This window comes from Paenibacillus sp. JT31N11 (assembly GCF_056269285.1).
On sequence record NZ_JBWDNQ010000004.1, the window covers coordinates 563,487 to 583,422 of the forward strand.

Here is a 19,936-nt window from a genome sequence, read left to right on the forward strand (position 1 = left end):
ATCATTCCCACATTTGAATCTCAACATATGAAAGAGAGGTTAGTGAATTATGACTGTAACCGCCTATCAAACGACAAAAGAGGAAATTCTGGCGCATTACAAGGAGAATGGCTTCGCCGTCATCCCGAATGCTTTGTCACAGGAGGAGCTTGACTACTTGAACGGGATGGTCGAGGCTTCGCTCAAGGAATCGCCTGAACTGTGGCATAAGCCGATGGAAGGCGCTGTCGGCACGGGCAGCTTTCTCGGGAAGCATCCGCTGGAGATGGATAAGTTTATCCGTCACCCGAAGATTTTTCCTTTGATTCAGGAGGTGCTGCTCGGCGAGGCCCGCTTCGCCCAATTCGACTTCCGGGATGTATCGGTTGACCGGGCGAGCAGCAGCGAGATGAAATTCCACCGCGATATCAGCTATTACGGCACGATGGGAGGGATGATCTACGATCCCGAAAATCCCTATATCAGCACGTTCACCTGCGTCATTTATTATTTGTCGGATGTCCATGAATGCTGCCCGGCCTTCTGCCTGGTCCCGAACAGCCATATGTACAGCTCTCTGGATGAAGCGAAGGAGAAGCAGGGAAGTGAATATCAGGAGGTTCCGATCCGGGGCAAAGCGGGAACTGCGGTGCTGTATAATATTACAACCTATCACACCCGCAAAGGGGGAAGGGACGACTGCACGCATGGCCGGCGGACGATGCATAATTATCATTCCCGCGCATCGAGCTACCCTCTGACGAACTGGGCGACGGTGCCGGAGGTGCTGGCGATGAGCGAGGACCACGATACCCGTCTGTTCTATTCGCAGTGGACGCCCAATCAAATCAAGTTCGCGCGCGACACCTATACGCAGCCGGTGCCGCCTTATTATCCGGTAGATAAGCTCAAGTAGCGGTAACTTTGAGAGGATGGGTGAGATGACGAAGATCAAACGGATCCGGCTGATCCGGACGCGTCACGATGCAAGCTGGTCGATCGTGAAGGTCGAGACGGATCAGGATGGACTGTATGGAATCGGATCGGCGAATGATTATTTCAATCCGGGCGCCGTAGCTGCGGTTATCGAGGAGCTGCTGGCGCCGACGCTGATCGGCCGCGATGCCGGGGCGATCGAGGATATTTGGCAGTCCATGTACCAAAGCGGTTATTGGCGCAACGGTTCGGCACTTATGACTGCCATTGGCGCCATCGATATGGCGCTGTGGGATATTAAAGGCAAGGAAGCGGGCATGCCGGTGTACCGGCTGCTCGGCGGTCCATGCCGTCCGGCGGTTCCCTGTTACGCGCATGCAAGCGGAAGGGATATCTCCGAGCTGACGGAGAGCATCACCCGCTACAGGGAGGAGGGCTATTCGGTGGTCCGCTGCCAGCTCGGCAGCTATGGCGGGGGAGGCTTCATCCCCGCCGATCAGGCGAAGCGGCCGACGAATGCCTGGCCGGCCAAGGTTATTTTCGATGAAGAGGCTTATCTGGAAGCGATTCCCAATATGTTTGAGCAGCTCCGCGGACATTTTGGTCCGGATGCCAAATTCACGCATGATGTGCATGAGCATCTCAGCCCTCAGGGGGCGGTCATGCTGTCCAAGCGGCTGGAGCCTTACCGCTTGTTCTTCCTGGAGGATGTGCTGCCGCCCGAGCAGATCGCCTGGTACCGTTCGATCCGGCAGCAGAGCACGACGCCGCAGGCGATGGGAGAGCTGTTCACAAGCCCCCATGAATGGATACCGCTTATCCAGGAGCGGCTGATCGATTATATCCGGGTCCGCGTGTCCAAAGGCGGCGGCATATCGGCCTGCCGCAAGCTCGCGGCTTTCGCGGAAGCGCACGGCGTCCGCACGGCCTGGCAGGAAGGCGGGGATAACGATCCGGTGAACCAGGCGGCGGCCATGCATCTGGATATGGCGGTCTGGAACTTCGGTATCCAGGAAGATAATGCGTTCAGAGCAGAGGAGCTTGATGCGTTTCCCGGTCATGCAGTGCTTAAGGGTGGCCACCTCTACGCCAATGAACGCCCTGGGCTGGGCGTCGATATCGATGAAGAGAAGGCGGCGAAGCTCGTAAATCCCGAGCTGCAAACCCGCATGTACCATAAGCCGTACCCGATAGACCGCAAGGCGGACGGCACCATTGTCAGGCCTTAATCGCAATCAGCTGCCCAAACGTAAATAACCGTTAACCGTACAGAGCGCTTGGAGTTCCCTTAATAAGGAGCTTCTGGCGCTCTTTTTTCCTGCCTATCCAACCTATTCCCGCTCTGCCGATCCCCTAACATCTGTAATTGACGACCCTATATCCATATGAGAGAATGAGGTGCTCAAATCAGAAAAAGGAATGGTGAACCATGTACCGCTTGCTAATTACAGATGATGAGCCGATTATCGCGGACGGATTATTCGAGATGTTCGGCGAGCACATGGAAACCGTCGAGCTTGAATTGTACCGTGCTTACTCGGGCGAAGAAGCGTTGCAGCGGCTTAACAATACCCAGATCGATATTCTGCTGACGGATATTCATATGCCGGAAATTTCCGGTCTTGAGGTGCTGAAGCATGCCAAAGCGACCTGGCCGCACTGCAAGGTCATTATGCTCACGGGCTATAATGAATTCAAATATATTCAAGAGGCCGTTCGCGGAGGAAGCATCGATTATGTGCTCAAGACCGAAGGCGATGCCAAGATCCTGCAGGCGGTGCAGCGAGCCTGCCGGGAGCTGGACGAGGAATGGAAGCTGAATGATCTGATTCTCAAGGCAAAAGGCAGCATGAGCGTCGCCCTCCCCATGCTGAGGAAGGTGTATCTGACCGGCCTGCTGGAAGGGGCGCGGACCGCTGCCGATGTGACCCCGCGCAATCTGGAGCAGCTGGAGATTCCCCTGTTGACAGACCGTCCCGTTCTGCTTGTGACCGGCAAGGTTGACAAGTGGCAGCCGGAGCTTTCCTTATCCGACAAGGAGCTGCTGCTGTTTGCGATCAACAATATTGCCGAGGAATATCTGGCGCCGAAATTTCTTATTGTGCAGGTGAAGTATGAAAGCGATCAATGGGTGTGGATGCTGCAATCCAGAGAACCGCAGGACGCTGACGGCCTGCGCCGCTTGATCCGCGGGATTCTGGAAATGACGCAAAAGCAGAGCTATCAGCTGCTAAAAGTAAGCGCTTCCTTCTTGATCGGGGAGCGGGAGACCCAGTGGGATCAGCTGACCGGGGCTTATTTTCGCATGAAATGGCAGATTAATTACGGCATCGGCATGGGCCGCGAGATGATGCTCTCCCAGTACTGCGAACCGCTTCATAGCGAAGGAGCTCCGGGCAAAAATCAATTTTACGCCCCTGCGCTCAAGCAGCTGGAGGCTTATCTTGAGAGCGGCCAGCAGGAGAAATTCCGCGAAGCGATGGCGGCTTTTCTGACCGGGCTGACCGAGAATACGGACGGGAATACGTACACGATGCAGGAGATTTTTCTCGCGCTTTCCTCCACCTTCATGACATGCATCAACCGCTCCGGCTTGAGCCGGGATATTGGCAGGCAGATCGATCTGGGCCGCTGCGTGGAGTACAAATCCTTTCCGGACTGGAAGAGCGTGGCGGATTATTTTCTGCAGCTGGCTGCGCATTATTTTGAGCTGCGCAATCAATCCGAATTCTCACCGTACCGCGATGTGGTGCAGACGATTGAGGATTATGTGCATCGGCATATCGCTGAGGACTTGTCGCTGACCCGTATGGCGGAGATTGTTTATTTGAACCCCTATTACCTGTCCCGGCTGTACAAGAAGCTGACCGGCGTTTCCCTGACCGATTATGTGATTCATGTGAGAATCGAGCGGGCCAAGGAACTGCTCAGAGGAACCAACCGCAAGGTGCATGATATTGCCCTGGCCGTCGGCTTTGAATCCTCCGCCTATTTCACCCGTTTCTTCAAGCGGCTGACCCGGATGACGCCCATCGAATACCGGGAGAAATCCGTCTGAGAGGCATTCAAAAAGCCCGGTGAAAAGGACATGCTGCGCATACGGAAACGTCTTCCGATACTCGCAAGTGCTACAAGCATGTCTATCGCTTGTCACTTGTCGAGATCGCTGTTGTACCCCAGAATTTTTGAATTTGAATACCTTTGGTGCAAAGCGATCCACAATAAACAACGTGAATCGCTTTGTCACCTTTTATCGGTTAAATTCGGGGTACAAAGGTCGTAAGTGGATGCTTACGAAGCAGCTTTCTAGCGAAAGCTTTCAGCTTACGCTTCTCCAGACTATTTCCGCCTGCTCCGCCTGTTATTCACCGGACTTCTAAAAGCCGCTTTTTGAAAGCTATTTTGATATGTGGAGGGGCTGTATGTTACTTGTCAAACGCCGATTCAAGCTGACCATCTATCCGAAGATCGTCTTCGTCTTCCTGCTGGTCATCGTCCCGCTTTGCACCCTCAGCTTGTTTATTAACCAGAAGGGAAAGGAGAGCGTGCGCGAGGAGCTGTCCAAACAGATGGAAGCCAGCGTTCAGAAATTCATGGACTCGTTCAGCACGGAGATCGACCGGATGAGCAAGCATCAGCGGGAGTTTATTGACGACAAGGATTTGCAAAGCATCAGCTTCGGCGGTTCCGTGCTGGACAGCTACGAGATGACCCAGCGTATTCTGAAAATCCAGGAAAAGCTGTCGATGATCCAGATTTCCAGCGCCCTGATCAGTAAAGTAAGCGCCTATATTCCAACCATTAACCGGGTGATTTCCTCGCAAAATATAATAGCCGATCTGCCGGCGGACGAATACGGCATGGTGGTTAAGGCTTCCGCTACAGGGGGAGCTGCTATTGTGGAATGGCAGAGCCGTCTGTTTATTGTCTTATCCTATCCCTATTACGGCTTCTATGACAAAGAACCGTCCTACGCGCTCAGCATCGAGCTGAACGTCGATACGATCAGGCATGAGCTGTCGCAGTTCTCCACCTACGGGAACGGGGGAGCGATTCTCTGGAACCGCAACCAGAACTGGTCGCTGGCCAGCGGCACGGACGATACTCTGAATGAAGCGATCCAGGCCTCCTATGAACCTCCGGAAAGCAAGCTTGGCGTCTATCCCTACCATTACGACAATGACCGCTATCTGATTTCCTACCGGACCGGAGCGGAGAAGGATCTGTCGCTTGCGGTCTATGTGCCGGAGGAAGAGGTGCTGGGCAAGCTGTCCGCTTACGGCAGCTGGTTCTGGATGCTTTCCATTATTTCGATCGTTGTTATTTTTATATTCTCGGCCTGGATTTATCGGGTGATTCACCGTCCGATGAGCCATCTCGTCCATTCCCTGCGCAAGGTGGAGAAAGGGGTCCTGGAGAAAATGCCGGTCACCCGGAGAGGCGACGAGTTCTCCTATCTCTATACGCAGTTCAATTCCATGGTCGATCAACTCAAGGTGCTGATTCATGAGGTCTACGAACAGAAGATCCGCTCGCAGAGCTCGGAGCTCAAGCAGCTCCAGTCCCAGATTAACCCCCATTTCCTGTACAACACGTATTTTACGCTTTACCGGCTTGCCAAGATGCATGATATCGACAAGGTAATCCTGTTCTGCGAGCATTTGGGCGAGTATTTTCAATATATTACCCGCGGAGCGGCCGAGCAGGTTCCGATGACGATGGAGCTCAGGCATGCCAAGTCCTATACGGACATTCAGGGCATCCGGTTCTCCAGCCGCATCGGGGTGGAATTCGACCCGCTGCCGGAGGACGTGGCTGACCTGCCGGTGCCGCGGCTGTTCCTGCAGCCGGTTCTGGAGAATGCGTATAACCATGGGCTCGAGCATGTTGTTCGCAACGGAAAGATCGCGGTATCCTTCGAGGCGGATGAGGCAAGCTTTATCATTCGCGTTGAGGACAGCGGCAGGTCGCCGGATGATGCCGGCATGGAGGAACTCCGGCGCAAGCTTCGCGTTCGCGACGATCAGATGGAAACGACGGGTCTGATTAATGTGCACCGCCGCATTCAGCTTGTCTTCGACCAGGAGAGCGGCATTACCCTGGAGCGAAGCGCTCTCGGAGGACTGAAGGTGACCATATTGATTATGCGCGGCCCCAAGAAGTCATAAGAAGTCAACATATGTGCAATTGTGAATCTGTCCGTTTGCCGCCGTATTCCGCATAATGGGAGATGTAGAACAATACGGGATCCGACAGGGGGATTAACATTGAAAAGCGCAAAGAGGTTCAAGGGAACGCTTGCAGTCCTGCTCGCTTGTATGATGGTATTGATAGCGGCTTGTTCGAACAACGGCACAAACAATCAAGAGGAAGCAGCTGCCCCGCCAAGCGGGGAAGAGAATACCGGCAATGCTGCAGCGACTCCTCCGACAGATCCCATGGCCAAATACGACCCGCCCATTGAATTGACAACGGTTGCATTCCAGATGGAAAACCCGGTCTATCCCCAAGGGGACGATATTGACCACAATGTATGGAGAAGGGAATACGAGGCCCAGCTCGGCATTAAAGTGAAGAACCTGTGGGTGGCCAGCAGCTCCCCCGAGGTCAGAGACCAGAAGATGAGCGTGGCGATTGCCTCGGGCAATCTGCCGGACATCATGGACGTGTCGGCGCGCGAGCTGCAGATGATGATCGACGCCGATATGGTCGAGGATCTGACCGACGTATTCGATCAATATGCTTCGGATGCCGTGAAGGCCAACCTGAATTCCAATAACGGCATTATGATGCAGGCAGCCTCCAGCAATGGCAAATTGATGGCCCTTCCCAATACGACCTCGGGTGGAGGCACCGATGGAGCGCAGCTGGTGTGGGTCAGGACGGATTGGCTGGAGAAGTTGAATCTTGAACCGCCGAAAACGATGGAGGATGTCATCAACATCGCGCGCGCTTTTACGAATGACGATCCCGACGGCAACAACAAGATGGACACGTTCGGACTTGCGATCGGCAAGAATGTATATGACGGATTTGCAGGCGTAGAAGGCTTCTTCGCCGCCTATCATGCTTACCCGTACAGCACGGATGTGACGATGTGGCAGAAGGATGAAGCGACGGGCCAGCTGGTTTACAGCAGCATCCAGCCGCAGGTCAAGGAAGGGCTGATCGCCCTGAACAGCATGTTCAAGGAAGGCTTGATCGATCCGGAATTCGCCGTCAAGGATGGTACGAAGGTTGCGGAATCCGAAACCTCTGGCAAGATTGGCCTGCATTTCGGTCAATTCTGGAACGCTTCCTGGCCGCTCAACGATCTGAAGCAGCGCGACAAGAATGCCGAATGGATGCCGTATCCGCTTGTATCGGTTGACGACCAGCCGGCCAAGGCGTATATTCCACAGCCGGTACCGGCCCATTTCTATGTTGTCAAGAAAGGCACGGAGCATAAGGAAGCGATCGTCAAGATGCTGAATTTCTACTACGAGAAGATTTACGGTGAAAATGCCGAATCCTCCAAATATCATACGATTACGGAAGGCGACAAGAAAATTCCGGTATTCGGCGGCGCAGTGATCCAGACGTTCACGATGGATACCAACATCAACGCGCATGAGCTGGTGACCGAGGCTTTGAAAACCGGCGACACCTCCAAGCTGAACGAGGAGTTCAAAGGCTACTATGACCAGATGAAGGAAGCCACGGCAGGCACGAATTTTACGGGCTGGTATTTGAACCCGATCTTCGGCGAGAACGGCGCGTATGCCATACTCAAAACCTACAACGAGAACGACCGGGTCGTATCCAATGCCTTTTACGGGACGCCTACGCCAACGATGGTCGAGAAGGGCTCCTTCCTTAAACAGCAGGAATTCGAAACCTTCATCAAAATCATCATGGGAGCCGCCTCGCCGGATGCGTTCGATAAATTCGTCGCGGACTGGAAGCAGCTTGGCGGGGATCAAATCACCAAAGAAGTCAATGAGTGGTATGCAGCAAGCAATGCCAAATAAGATCAGGCTGCACGAAGGGGAGGGTCATCCCTCTCCTTATTGCTTTGGACAGGAGGACCGAATATGAAAATTCCGCAGTGGAGAAAAGAGCTGCCGCTTCATCTCATGGTTTGGCCGGCTCTCGCACTAGTGCTCGTATACAGCTACGGCCCCATGCTGGGCATCATTATCGCTTTCCAGAAATATTATCCGACGCTCGGCTTCCTGAAATCGGAGTGGGTCGGTTGGGACAACTTCGAGTACCTGTTCCATCTGCCTAATATCTGGAGCGTTGTGGGCAATACCCTGTATATTTCCGCGATGAAAATTATTGCCGGACAGGTTGTTCCGATTGCGGCGGCGCTTGCGCTCAACGAAATCCGCGTACGCAAGTTCAAGCGTTCCGTACAGACGCTCGTTTATTTGCCCCACTTCCTGTCCTGGGTCATTCTGGGCGGAATCATGATTGATCTGCTGTCCCCGTCAACAGGGATCATCAATCAGGTCATGGGAATGTTCGGTCTTAAGCCGGTCTTCTTCCTGGCCGACAACAACTGGTTTCCGTTCGTCCTTGTGATCTCGGACGTATGGAAGGAATTCGGCTTCAGCACCATCGTCTACCTGGCTGCCTTGACCGGCATTAATCCCGCTCTCTATGAAGCGGCTGTCATGGACGGCGCCAACCGGAGAAGACAAACCTGGCATATTACGCTGCCTGGAATGATGCCTGTCGTCATTCTGCTCGCTACGCTGAGCATGGGCAATGTGCTCAATGCCGGCTTCGATCAGGTATTCAATCTGTACAGCACGGTCGTATACGAATCCGGAGATATTATCGATACCTTCGTTTACCGGCTGGGGCTGCTGGACTATCAATACAGCGTCGCGACAGCCGTGGGACTGTTTAAATCCATTGTTTCCCTTATTTTCATAGCGGGGTCTTACTTTCTCGCTTTCCGGTTCGCCAACTATCGTATTTTCTAGCAGCAAAGGGAGGGGTGCGACTTGGTTGAGAACAAGACGCTCAGTCAAAGAATTTTTACAATCGGCAACTATACCGCACTAAGCCTGCTGGCGCTGCTTTGCATATTTCCGCTGGTCCATATTCTGGCCATCTCATTCAGCTCCAGCAGTGCAGCCACGGCGGGCCAGGTCGGCCTGTGGCCGGTCGATTTTACGGTCAAATCCTATTCGTTCGTCGTCAATGAGCCGGCTTTCCTCAAATCCTTCATTGTGACGCTGAAGCGGGTGGCGCTGGGCGTATCCTTGAATATGCTGCTGGGCGTATTGGTCGCCTATGCCTTGTCCAAGGAGGTCCGGGATTTCCGCTTCCGCACCGTCTATGTATGGACCTTCGTCATTACGATGCTGTTCAATGGCGGACTTATTCCAACCTACGTGATTGTGCAGAAGACGGGTCTGATCGACTCGATCTGGGCCTTGGTTATCCCGAGCGCAGTCAATGTGTTCAACATTATTCTCATTCTGAATTTTTTCCGCGGACTGCCGAAGGAGCTGCTGGAGGCTTCCTTCATCGATGGAGCGGGCCACTGGAAAACGCTGCTCAAGGTCGTCATTCCCGTATCGATGCCGGTGCTGGCTACCGTGACGCTGTTCTCCGTTGTTTTTCAGTGGAACGAGTGGTTTACGGGGCTGATTTATATGAATTCTCCGGATAATTATCCGCTGCAAAGCTATTTGCAGACCGTTATCGTGACCAAGGATTTCAGCCGTCTGACAGTCACTGATCTGACCCTGCTGGGCCAGGTGTCGAACCGGACGGTCAAAGCGGCGCAAATCTTCCTCGGAACGCTGCCGATACTTCTGGTTTACCCGTTTCTGCAGCGGTTTTTCATCAGCGGCATTGTGATGGGAAGCGTGAAGGAGTAGCGCAGCCTGCCGGACAAGAGGACTCGAAGCAAGCGGGTTGCCTGGAGCGTGGTGCTGCCTGGCAGCCCCTTTTGCTTTGAAATAGGGCAAGTCCGGCAAATTGGATGGCACCGTGATACTTTAAAAGCGATAGCTAAAGTCCGGTGATTGACGGGCTGAGCAGGCGGGAGCCAGATTATTTCACTCGCATTATACAAGGGAGATGATTGGTTAGAATGGAAGAAAACCGCAAATGGCAGGCCAAATGGATCTGGCCGCAGGCTTCCTCTCAGGAGAATGCCGCCGGGAATAATGAACCGCAGATTGCCTGTTTTCGCCGCAGCTTTCATGTTTCCGATAATAATAATGCCCGATTGACCGTGAGTGTTTCGGCCGACAGCCGCTATCGCTTATGGATGAACGGAGAAGCGGTTTCAAGCGGGCCGTGCAAAGGCGACATGAATATTCATTATTATGAAGTCGTTGATGTGACAGATAAACTGCTGGACGGCCGGAACGTATGGGCCGCTCAGGTGATTCATTATGGGGGGCATTCCGGCCCGGCATCCGTATGGCGGTCGGATATGGGCAGTTTCCTGCTGGATGGTTGCCTTGAGAATAACGATGGGAATCGGCTTGAAGATGTCAGTACGGATGGACGCTGGCAGGCGCTGTGTCTGGAAACGGGCGCTTTCGCCTTTGAGAAGGAAACGTTCACGCTGTTTATCGGCGGAGGGGAACGCGTCGACGGAGCCAAGCTGCCGATTGGCTTCGAGAACAAGGATTTCCCGGACGGACATTGGCCCGCAGCCGTGGTGGTCAGCGATGTGCTGGACCCCATGTACGGACAGCTGACCCGCTGGCAGCTGACGGAGCGGACGATTCCGCCCATGCGGGAAACCGTAAGGGCATTCACCCGGATTATGCAGGGCAAGTGCGGGGAACGAAGCTGGGTTGAGGGGGAAGCGCCCGAGAGCCTGGCGGGTTTGGTGCTGCCGGCAGGAGGACGGCTCACGGTGGAGCTGGATACCTCGCGGATGACGAGCGGATTTCCGCGTGTGGCTTTTTATGGCGGGAAGGGGGCCAGGGCTTCCATTCTGTATGCCGAGTGCTACGAGCTTCCGCCGGGCGCGGACGGTTCAAGGCGCAAGGGGATCCGGGATCAAATGGAAGGAAAAGCGCTCTACGGGTTCGAGGATCACTATACGCTGGCTGGAAGCGGCAACGAGCCGCTGTCCTCCGCTGAGGTGTATGAGCCGCTTCACCGGCGCGGTTTCCGCTTCATCCGTCTGACCCTTCAGGCAGCGGATGAGCCGGTTGTTTTGGCGGGAGTCGATTATCGTCAGAGCGGCTATCCGCTGCAGGAGCTTGCCAGCTTCGACAGCTCCGATGCCACGCTTCGTCCTCTGTGGGAGATCAGCCTGAATACGCTGCGGGGCTGCATGCACGAAACCTACGAGGATACGCCTTATTATGAGCAGATGCAGTATGAGCTCGACAGCCGTCTTCAGGCTTTGTTCACGTATTCCGTCAGTGGGGATGACCGTCTGGCACGTAAAACGATCCGCGACTTTCACAGTTCACTGCTTCCCGGCGGCATGCTGCAGAGCCGGTATCCTTCTGTTTCGAGGCAGGTTATCCCGGGATTCGCTTTGTTTTGGCTCATGATGGTTTATGACCATTACAGCCACTTCGGAGATCCTGCGCTGGTGAAGCGGTACCGTCCGGGTATGGATGCCGTTCTTGGCTGGTTCGAGGACCGCCGAGACGAGAGCGGGCTTGTCGGACAGATTCCGGAGGGCTACTGGTCGTTCGTCGATTGGACGATGGAGTGGAAGGATAATGCCGGTGCGCCGCAGGCTGGAAGGTCGGGTCCTATGACGGTATACAGCCTGATGTATGCGGATGCGCTTGTCAAAGCGGCGGAGCTGAATGAATGGACCGGGAGAAAGGATACCGGAGCGGAATACCGGGTCCGGGCGGAAACCATCCGCGAAGCGGTCCGCCGGCACTGCTGGTCAGGGGAGCGGAAGCTTTTCCGCGACGGCCCTTCCGTTGAAGCCTACAGCCAGCATGCCCAGCTGTGGGCGGTTCTCTCCGGTACGGTCGAAGGGGCGGATGCCCGGGAATTAACGGAGCGCATGCTTGACCGTAATACGGCAGCAATGGCGAAGGTATCCAGCGCCATGTCCTACTACTTGTTTCGCACGCTTGCCAAGACGGGTCTGTACGAGAAGACTTTTGAGCTGTGGGATACCTGGCGGGAGCAGGTGGATCTGCATTTGACGGCCTGGGTGGAGGATCCCGTGTCGGAGCGCAGCGATTGCCACGCATGGGGGGCTCTGCCCTTGTATGAATTCCCAGCGGAAATTCTAGGCGTCAAGCCGCTGAAGCCGGGTTTTGCGGCAATCGAAATTTCGCCTGTTGTGGGACCTCTGCGCTGGGCAAAAGGAAGCGCCTCGACTCCCCATGGGCTTGTGGAGGTGGAGTGGAGACTCGAAGCGGATCAGTTTGCTATCCGGATCAACGCGCCAGCGGGCATCCCTGCAACGATCCGTATGCCTGGCGGCGAGATCCGGCATGTGGAAGATGCACGATCGCTGGAATTGGTGTGCACATATAAACGAGCAGACCTTGACAGAAATGGAGCGGACGAACAATGAATGTGGGAATTGCATACTATCCGGAGCATCATGGCAGGGAGCAGTGGGCGGTCGATTACCGCAAGCTGGTTGATGCCGGGATCACATCGATCCGGATCGCAGAATTTGCCTGGTCCAGCCTGGAGCCGCAGAACGGGCAGTTTGACTGGAAATGGCTGGACGACGCTATCGATTTGGCCGCCGAATCCGGCATCGGGGTAGTGCTCTGCACGCCGACGGCTTGTCCGCCGATCTGGCTGGCAGAGAAGCATCCGGACATTCTGCCTGTCCACAAGGATGGCCGGACAGTCGGCTTCGGCGCCCGCCAGCACCGCTCATATTTTTCGGATCAATATGTGAAATATTCGCTGCGCATCGTGAATTTGATGGCCCAGCGTTACGGCAGTCATCCGAACGTCGTTGCCTGGCAGCTTGATAATGAATTTGGCGGCGAAACCAAATACGATTACGGAGCATGCGCGAAACAGGCTTTTCATGCGTATTTGGCCGAAAAGTATGGAACGATCGAAGCACTGAACGACAGCTGGGGGACGGCATTCTGGTCCCAGCATTATCACAGCTTCGGCCAGATTCCGCTGCCGGGGCCTGTGAGCTCCGATGTGATGATGTGGCATCATCCCAGTCTGGAGCTGGAGTTTGCCCGGTTTTCTTCGGACGGCATGGTTCAATTCGCGAGGCTGCAGGCCCGGGCCTTAAGGCCGTATATCGGCGCGCGACCGATTACGACCAATGCCTTTATGTTCAGCTGGGGCGATAACGTCAATTGGGCGGAGATGTTTGCCGAGCTTGATGTGGCAGGCATCGATATCTATAGCAGCAAGCCGTATGAGATTGCCTTTTACTGCGATGCGAGCAGAGGCGTCCTGTCGAAGCCGTTCTGGATCATGGAGTTTGGAGCAAGCTCGCCGGAGCTGGAAGCGAAGCTTACGCTCGTTCAGGGGAGAGGCTGCGAGAGCTTCTTCCTGTTCAAGATGAAGCCTTTTCCATGGGGACAGGAGCAGTCCAGGGGCGGTCCCGAGCTGCTGACGATAACCGGGGAGCCGGGCCCGAATTACGAGGCGGTGCAGCAGTATATCAAGCAGCATGGCGCAGACACAGAGCTGAGTGTAGCAAGCGGTGCAGCCCCGGCGAGGATAGGGCTGTATTACCATTTTGACAGCTCCTGGTGCTACCAGCTTTCGGTCGGAGACCGGCTGAATTACACGGATTATACGGTCAATACCGTGTACAAGACGTTATATGAGGCTCACACCGGACTGATCGATATTTTCTATTCAGCCGATCAAATCGGTCAGCATGAGCTGATCGCCGTGCCGCTTCATACGATTTATGACCCGCTGCTGGAGCAGCGCCTGATTGCCTATGTGCACGCGGGCGGCAAGCTGATTGTGACAGCCGATCTGTTCCGTAAGGATGACAGGAATGTCTATTTGACAGAGGTTCCGAGACTGTTCGGGGAGCTGCTCGATTGGCATGAGAACAACTTTGTCACCGATGGCATCCCGGAGCGGCGGCCTGTATATTTGACACACAAGAGCGGACAAGGGCAGACCTGGCTGCTGGCCAGAGACGCATCGCAGGAAGAATGGCTGGAAGTAATAGAGACAGCACTGGAAGCTTAATATACAGGAGGAACAGACATGCAGCGCACAGCTATTGAACTGCCCGGGTGGCAGTTTCAGATTGACCAGAATGATAGAGGCGAGAGACAGGAATGGTTCCAGCAAGCCTATGACAAGTCAGGCTGGATGTCCGTTCAGGTTCCCGGGCCATGGGATTTCTATCAGGAGGCCTTCTGAGGGTACGAGGGAATCGGCTGGTATGCGGCAGAAATACCGGGGGAGCTGGCAGAGCCCCATTCTCTGCAGCGGATTGTTTTTAACAGCGTCAGCGGTCATGCTCGGGTCTGGTTGAACGGCATCTATCTGGGCGAGCACCTCGGACCTTATTTGCCCTTTGAATTTGTTGTTTCGCCTTATCTGCGGACGGACGGCAGCAATCAGATTGTCATCAAAGTGGACAATGTCCATCGCGAGGAATGGCTTCCCGGCGGCCGGGTTGTGGAATGGATTCAGTACGGGGGGATTCTGCAGAAGGCTGCTCTGGAGACAACATCTACGGTTTATGTGGCATCTCTTGGTATCCGCACCTCTCTCACGGAGACCGGAGCCGCTCTTGTGCACTGCAATGCGGAAGTGGTGAACGGTTCAAATGATGCGTTCGAGGGTGAACTGACCATTCAGATCAAGGGTGCTGGACTTGACTCCAATCGGCCTGTACATGTCAGCTGCCTTCCCAATAAAGCGGTCATCGTATCATGGGAATGCGGGCTGGCAGATCCGCAACTATGGGAGCTTCACAGCCCGCATCTGTACAGTCTGCAGGCGATGCTGTCGGCGGACGGAACTTCCCTGGATGAATTGGAGGCACGCTTTGGCATCCGAACGGTTGAAACGGCGGGAAGCACCATTCTGCTTAACGGCAAGCCGCTGATCATCAAAGGCGTCAACCGCTATGACGAGTATGACGGCTATGGCCCAAGCGTCCCGGAGGAGCTGATCCGCGGGGACTTGCTGAAAATCAAGGCCATGGGTGCGAATCTGGTGCGCGTCCATTATCCGCAGGCCCCTGTTCATCTGGACATTATGGATGAGATCGGTCTGCTGTATATGGCGGAAATCCCGCTGAACTGGTGGCTGTCCGAATGGGATGACCGCCCGTATATTCCAGAGGTTATCGACAAAGCGCAGGCCGCTCTGGATGAGATGGTCAAGCGCGACGGCAATCATCCTTGTATTATGGCCTGGAGCATGTGCAACGAGTCCGGCACGAACAGGGAGGTCGGCATCGCGGCGATGCGGAGGCTGATCCGCAGAACGAGGGAGCTGGATACAACGCGGCTGGTGACGTTTGCGACGACGGGCTCGGGCGGGCATCATGCCTTCGAGGAAGCCGATCTGGTCTGTGTCAATTTGTATTACGGCGTGTTCTTCCACCGCAGGCTTGCTTTTGATATTTCCGAATTCGACGAGGTTGTGAGAATCCCGACCGAGGAGCATTTGCGGGAAACGGCCAGCCAGTATCCGGATAAGCCCGTGTTGATGTCGGAATTCGGCACGCATGGCATTCTGGGACTGCGGGGTAATGAGCGTTTCTCCGAAACGTACCAGGCCGCTTATCTGGAGAGCGTGTGGCGGGCCATCGGGAACGCCGGAATTCAGGGCGGGATCGTATGGAGCTGGGCGGATTATTATCACCGAAGGGATTTCTACGATTCGGATGGCAGCCTGAAATGGAGCGCTCCATATGGCCCCTTTGGCGTAGTCACGATTGACCGCAAGGAGAAGGAAGGGTACCGGACCTTATCGCGATTATTTCATGAGGAATAGATGCGGCGGATTGATGAAAGATTGAATTAGCTCAAAGACGTACAATTCAATTTGAAAGGCGTATAATTTTAGTTTGAAATATGAAGCTGGAGGCTGCCGGAGCTTGCAAGAGTGAGGCGGCTTTTTCTATGTTTGGGAACTATGCTCCTAAGAGGGATGGCTAGCTCGTACAGGCGGAGATAACCGAACGATAGAAGGACAAGAGCCGGTAGTTTGGTTTCCATTAATATTTCGGTTGTCTGCATTTTCAGGCACCATCCTGCTTTTTAGACAAATAATTGACTTGAAGATTGGCCTGAATCGCGATATATTAAGGTAAGGAGTTTATTATATAGAAATTGGTTTATTATAATAAACCTACAGGTGAGAGGCGATCAGGTGACAGAGGAACGAAAGTATTGGGTGCCCGCTCTGGAGAAAGCGGACCGCGTATTGTCCGTCGTATCGCTTGAGCCCGGGAAATACAAGCTGATTGACCTGTCCAGGCAGCTCGCCATCAACAAAAGCTCCATGTTCTCGCTGCTGCACACGCTGGAGACATTGAATTGGGTGAAGAAGGGTGCCGACGACACCTATTCGCTCGGCGAAGCCATCGCGGTGCTGGGGTCCTCCTTGGTCAAGCAGTTCGACCTGAATGACCGGTTTCAGAGCGAGGCTGCGGGAGCGAGGGACCGGCTGCAGGAGACGATCCAGTTAGCCCGGCGGATTGAGGATCACATTCTGTATTTGGGCAAGGTAGAGGCGCTTACGCCGGTGCGGCTGCAATCCGAGCCCGGCATGCGCCTGCCCGCTCATACGACGGCTTTGGGCAAAGTCATGCTCGCCCAGCTGCCCGAAGCGGAATGGAAACGGCTTTATCCCGAGAGAGCGCTTACCATGCAGACGCCGAACACCATCGGAGACCGCGAGAAGCTGTTCCAGCAGCTCAGGCAGATTCGCCAGCAGGGCTTTGCGCTTGATGATCAGGAATCCGTTGTAGGGTTTCGCTGTGTGGCAGCCCCGATCTATAACATTGTCGGCGATATAATCGCCAGCGTCAGCTGCTCCATGCCGCTTCATCAGTGGGAGTACAAGGCGGCAGACACCAAGCGTGAGATCGTGGATTTGGCAAAGCGGCTCTCGGGCCTGAATTAGCAGGGCACGGGAGTTGCTCCCGGAATTGAAGTGCTACATTTCTGCGGGTATCCGCAGACACTAGGAGGTATTCCACATGAGACTGCAAGACAAAGTCATCCTCATCACCGGTTCGGGTTCGGGTATTGGCAGAAGCACAGCGCTGCTTTTTGGTCGTGAGGGCGCCAAGGTTATTGTCAACGATCTGAACGCCGGGCACGGCAAGGAAACGGTTCAGGGAATTGAAGAAGCCGGCGGCGAAGCGATTTTCATCCAGGCCGATGTGACCAATCCCGGCGAAGTATCGGCCATGGTGGGGCAGATTATTGCCAAGTTTGGCCGCATTGATGTGCTGTTCAATAATGCCGGCATCAGCGGCGTTGGATTGCTCCATGAGATCGAGCCGGAGGCTTGGGACAAAGTCATGAACGTCAACATCCGCGGCGTGTTCATCCCCAGCAAGTATGTCATCCCGCATATGATGGAGCAGCGCAGCGGTTCTATTATCAACATGTCTTCATGCATCGCCGAGGTCGGACTTGCCCGCCGGGCATCCTATGCGACGACCAAAGGAGCGGTCCTTGCCCTGACCAAGTCGATGCAGGTGGATTATGCCCCTTATAATATCCGTGTGAATGCCCTGCTTCCGGGTACGATTATGACGCCATTTGTTGAAGATTATTTGAAAAAATCGTACGATGATCCAGCCGAGGCGATCGCGGGACTGAAGAAACGCCAGCTCAGCGAAGAGCTTGGCCGTCCGGAGGATGTGGCCCAGGCCGCGCTGTTCCTTGCCTCTGACGAATCCAAGTTTGTCATGGGGTCGCCTCTCTATGTTGACGGAGGAGTCGTATTCGGCAAAAACGCTTAAGAGGAAGTTCAAAAAGCCCCCGATTGATCACGAAGCAGACTCGGGGAGCATAGTCGACATCGAATCTTGCGTTCGCCTTCGAAGTGCGGTGCTCATGTAGGTTTGGCCTACACTGCGCTCCTCCTTCTTCAGGCTCACCCAACCTTCTCGATGCTGAATCGTTGACTTTTTGAACCCGTTTGATCATGAAATCGTATTCAAAGGAACTTATACTATAATGAAAGAGGTTGAGAGACAATGAAGCTAGTGACGATTGCAAACAATGGACGCAGCACGCTTGGTGTAAAGACGGATGCCGGTATTATCGATGTGGAGCAGGCCTTTAAGCAAGTTCCCGCAGCCGCCGGCACACCGACGAACGTTATGCAGGTTATCGAAGGGGGAGATCAGGCGGTCGCAGCGCTGCAAAAATACATAAGCGAGCTGCCGGCAGCCAATGCTTTCTATCTGCTCAACGAGGATGATATCGAGTGGGGTCCTTGCGTGACCGAGCCGAACAAAATCATCTGCATCGGCTTGAACTACCGCAAGCATGCGGAAGAAACCAACGCCAAAATTCCTGAATTTCCTATCCTGTTCAATAAATTCAACAACACGCTGACCGGTCATGGGCGGGACATCGCCGTTCCGAAAGTCACGCAAAAGCTGGATTATGAAGCCGAGCTGGTCATCGTGATCGGGAAGAAAGCAAAGTATGTCTCGAAGGAAGATGCGCTCAGCCATGTATTCGGGTACTGCAATGTCAATGACCTGTCTGCACGCGACCTACAGCTGCGCACCCAGCAATGGCTGCTCGGCAAGAGCTGCGACGATTTCAGCCCGCTTGGTCCTTATCTGGTAACCGCGGATGAAATCGGCGATCCCAACAACCTGAATATCAAAACCACGGTGAACGGAGAAGTGCGGCAGTCATCCAACACTTCGGATATGATATTCCACTGCGATGAAATTGTCAGCTATGTTTCGCAGCATATGACTCTGGTGCCCGGGGACATTATTCTGACAGGGACTCCTGCAGGCGTCGTAATGGGATATCCGGAGGAAAAACAGGTGTATCTGAAGCCTGGCGATGTGGTGACGATTGAAGTCGAAAAGCTCGGAGCGCTGACCAACCGTTTTGTCGAAGAGACGGTTTAAGTTTTACTAAACGAAGCAAAAGGCAAGAGCATACGGATACAACAAACAAGGGAAAGCAGCTGCCCGTGAGGGGCGGCTGCTTTCCCTTGTTTAATCTCAGTGAAGCTATCATCTTGAAGCGGCCTGACGGTATTCGGCAGGAGCAGAGCCTGTCAATCGTTTGAACATCCGGTGAAAATGGGGCAGGCTGTCGAAGCCGCACTCAAGGGCGATGGCAGCGACTTTCAGGTCGGTTGCGACCAGCAGTTCTTTGGCATGAACCATTTTCTTGGTATTGATATAGGTTTTGAAGGTCATGCCAATCAGCTGCTTGAATAAGCGGCTGAAATGCTCCGGCGATACCGAGTACAGCGCGGCAAGCTCGGTCAAATTGGAGGAGCCGGCCACATCGCGGTCGATATGCGCAAGCGCATCGGCGAACCATTCCGGTCTGGCCGCAAGCTGTTCATTGGAGGATGGCTGATGTAGGGCAGGCATCAGGCGGCTGATTCCGAGAAGCGCCAGCTGCAGCCTGGCAGCGATCAGATGCCGGTAGCCGTGCTCCCGCCGTTCGGATTCCAGCTTCAATTCGTCAATCATGGCGCTGAAATTCGCGGCTGCGGACGGGGGCAGCGCCAGCTTGTAGCTGATACCGCCAGAAGGCCGGAACAGCTGATGGAACGAGAAGGTCTCCCCATAGGTTACCGTCGGAAGAATGGAAGAGTTGAAGAAGAGCGCAGTCGAGGTAACAGGCTCCGCTTTGTCAGGGAAAGCCCGGTGAATGGTATTCCCCGGAATCAGAAACAAGTCCCCCTGGGACATTTCGTAAAAGGTATGATTGATGAAGATCGTGCCTTTGCCGCTGTAAACATAAACGATCTCATGCCATTCGTGGATATGATCGGGTAGCTCGTTCTGAGGCGGCTTCGTATCCTTATAGACGATGCTGAGCGGGAATGGATGGTCATCGGGAAAAGGTTTGACAATCGGTTTCAAGGGAAACCTCTCCTT

General features: G+C 54.4%; 15 protein-coding genes. 14 read left to right on the forward strand and 1 reads right to left on the reverse strand.

What is annotated here, in order from left to right:
* Window positions 1-49: 49 nt before the first annotated feature.
* From AC0YNV_RS18335 to AC0YNV_RS18400, 14 genes are all read left to right on the forward strand, one after another.
* Window positions 50-895, forward strand: a complete 846-nt coding sequence (locus tag AC0YNV_RS18335; protein ID WP_475769317.1) for a phytanoyl-CoA dioxygenase family protein — start codon at window positions 50-52, stop codon at window positions 893-895.
* A gap of 25 nt (window positions 896-920) precedes the next feature.
* A complete protein-coding gene (locus AC0YNV_RS18340; RefSeq protein WP_475769318.1) occupies window positions 921-2,144 on the forward strand; it encodes an enolase C-terminal domain-like protein in 1,224 nt (407 codons plus the stop codon).
* A gap of 200 nt (window positions 2,145-2,344) precedes the next feature.
* Window positions 2,345-3,973 carry a response regulator transcription factor gene (locus AC0YNV_RS18345; protein WP_475769319.1) on the forward strand — a complete coding sequence of 543 codons (1,629 nt, stop codon included), beginning with the start codon at window positions 2,345-2,347 and terminating at the stop codon, window positions 3,971-3,973.
* 364 nt (window positions 3,974-4,337) lie between these two features.
* Window positions 4,338-6,083, forward strand: a complete 1,746-nt coding sequence (locus AC0YNV_RS18350) for a sensor histidine kinase (protein ID WP_475769320.1) — start codon at window positions 4,338-4,340, stop codon at window positions 6,081-6,083.
* Window positions 6,084-6,182: 99 nt separating this feature from the next.
* Entirely contained in the window at window positions 6,183-7,925 is a 1,743-nt protein-coding gene (locus AC0YNV_RS18355) for an extracellular solute-binding protein (RefSeq protein WP_475769321.1), read from the forward strand.
* Window positions 7,926-7,988: 63 nt separating this feature from the next.
* Window positions 7,989-8,888, forward strand: a complete 900-nt coding sequence (locus AC0YNV_RS18360) for an ABC transporter permease (RefSeq protein WP_475769322.1) — start codon at window positions 7,989-7,991, stop codon at window positions 8,886-8,888.
* Window positions 8,889-8,909: 21 nt separating this feature from the next.
* Complete coding sequence (locus AC0YNV_RS18365) at window positions 8,910-9,794, forward strand: carbohydrate ABC transporter permease (RefSeq protein WP_475769323.1); 885 nt, start codon at window positions 8,910-8,912, stop codon at window positions 9,792-9,794.
* Window positions 9,795-10,009: 215 nt separating this feature from the next.
* The gene (locus AC0YNV_RS18370; protein ID WP_475769324.1) at window positions 10,010-12,436 is read left to right on the forward strand and encodes an alpha-L-rhamnosidase-related protein; all 2,427 of its coding nucleotides are present in this window, start codon (window positions 10,010-10,012) and stop codon (window positions 12,434-12,436) included.
* On the forward strand, window positions 12,433-14,058 hold the full coding sequence (locus AC0YNV_RS18375; protein WP_475769325.1) for a beta-galactosidase: 1,626 nt from the start codon (window positions 12,433-12,435) through the stop codon (window positions 14,056-14,058). Before AC0YNV_RS18370 ends, AC0YNV_RS18375 begins: the two co-directional genes overlap by 4 nt.
* An 18-nt stretch (window positions 14,059-14,076) precedes the next feature.
* Window positions 14,077-14,235, forward strand: a complete 159-nt coding sequence (locus AC0YNV_RS18380; RefSeq protein ID WP_475769326.1) for a hypothetical protein — start codon at window positions 14,077-14,079, stop codon at window positions 14,233-14,235.
* Between the two features lie 12 nt (window positions 14,236-14,247).
* Window positions 14,248-15,825 (forward strand): glycoside hydrolase family 2 protein, encoded by a 1,578-nt coding sequence (locus AC0YNV_RS18385; protein WP_475769373.1) that lies wholly within the window; start codon window positions 14,248-14,250, stop codon window positions 15,823-15,825.
* Between the two features lie 378 nt (window positions 15,826-16,203).
* Window positions 16,204-16,959: an IclR family transcriptional regulator gene (locus AC0YNV_RS18390; RefSeq protein ID WP_475769327.1), complete on the forward strand. Its 756-nt coding sequence runs from the start codon at window positions 16,204-16,206 to the stop codon at window positions 16,957-16,959.
* Window positions 16,960-17,035: 76 nt separating this feature from the next.
* Window positions 17,036-17,809 (forward strand): SDR family NAD(P)-dependent oxidoreductase, encoded by a 774-nt coding sequence (locus AC0YNV_RS18395; RefSeq protein ID WP_475769328.1) that lies wholly within the window; start codon window positions 17,036-17,038, stop codon window positions 17,807-17,809.
* Window positions 17,810-18,046: 237 nt separating this feature from the next.
* Complete coding sequence (locus AC0YNV_RS18400; RefSeq protein ID WP_475769329.1) at window positions 18,047-18,946, forward strand: fumarylacetoacetate hydrolase family protein; 900 nt, start codon at window positions 18,047-18,049, stop codon at window positions 18,944-18,946.
* A 108-nt stretch (window positions 18,947-19,054) separates the two neighbouring features.
* On the opposite strand, the gene AC0YNV_RS18405 is transcribed toward AC0YNV_RS18400, so the two are convergent.
* Window positions 19,055-19,921: an AraC family transcriptional regulator gene (locus AC0YNV_RS18405; RefSeq protein ID WP_475769330.1), complete on the reverse strand. Its 867-nt coding sequence runs from the start codon at window positions 19,919-19,921 to the stop codon at window positions 19,055-19,057.
* Window positions 19,922-19,936: the final 15 nt, after the last annotated feature.

Excerpts from the sequence above, each read along its gene's own strand:
- AC0YNV_RS18345 (WP_475769319.1), top strand. The coding sequence starts at position 2,345 with ATGTACCGCTTGCTAATTACAGATGATGAGCCGATTATCGCGGACGGA.
- AC0YNV_RS18395 (WP_475769328.1), top strand. The coding sequence starts at position 17,036 with ATGAGACTGCAAGACAAAGTCATCCTCATCACCGGTTCGGGTTCGGGT.
- AC0YNV_RS18340 (WP_475769318.1), top strand. The coding sequence starts at position 921 with ATGACGAAGATCAAACGGATCCGGCTGATCCGGACGCGTCACGATGCA.
- AC0YNV_RS18360 (WP_475769322.1), top strand. The coding sequence starts at position 7,989 with ATGAAAATTCCGCAGTGGAGAAAAGAGCTGCCGCTTCATCTCATGGTT.
- AC0YNV_RS18400 (WP_475769329.1), top strand. The coding sequence starts at position 18,047 with ATGAAGCTAGTGACGATTGCAAACAATGGACGCAGCACGCTTGGTGTA.
- AC0YNV_RS18335 (WP_475769317.1), top strand. The coding sequence starts at position 50 with ATGACTGTAACCGCCTATCAAACGACAAAAGAGGAAATTCTGGCGCAT.
- AC0YNV_RS18380 (WP_475769326.1), top strand. The coding sequence starts at position 14,077 with ATGCAGCGCACAGCTATTGAACTGCCCGGGTGGCAGTTTCAGATTGAC.
- AC0YNV_RS18370 (WP_475769324.1), top strand. The coding sequence starts at position 10,010 with ATGGAAGAAAACCGCAAATGGCAGGCCAAATGGATCTGGCCGCAGGCT.
- AC0YNV_RS18375 (WP_475769325.1), top strand. The coding sequence starts at position 12,433 with ATGAATGTGGGAATTGCATACTATCCGGAGCATCATGGCAGGGAGCAG.
- AC0YNV_RS18350 (WP_475769320.1), top strand. The coding sequence starts at position 4,338 with ATGTTACTTGTCAAACGCCGATTCAAGCTGACCATCTATCCGAAGATC.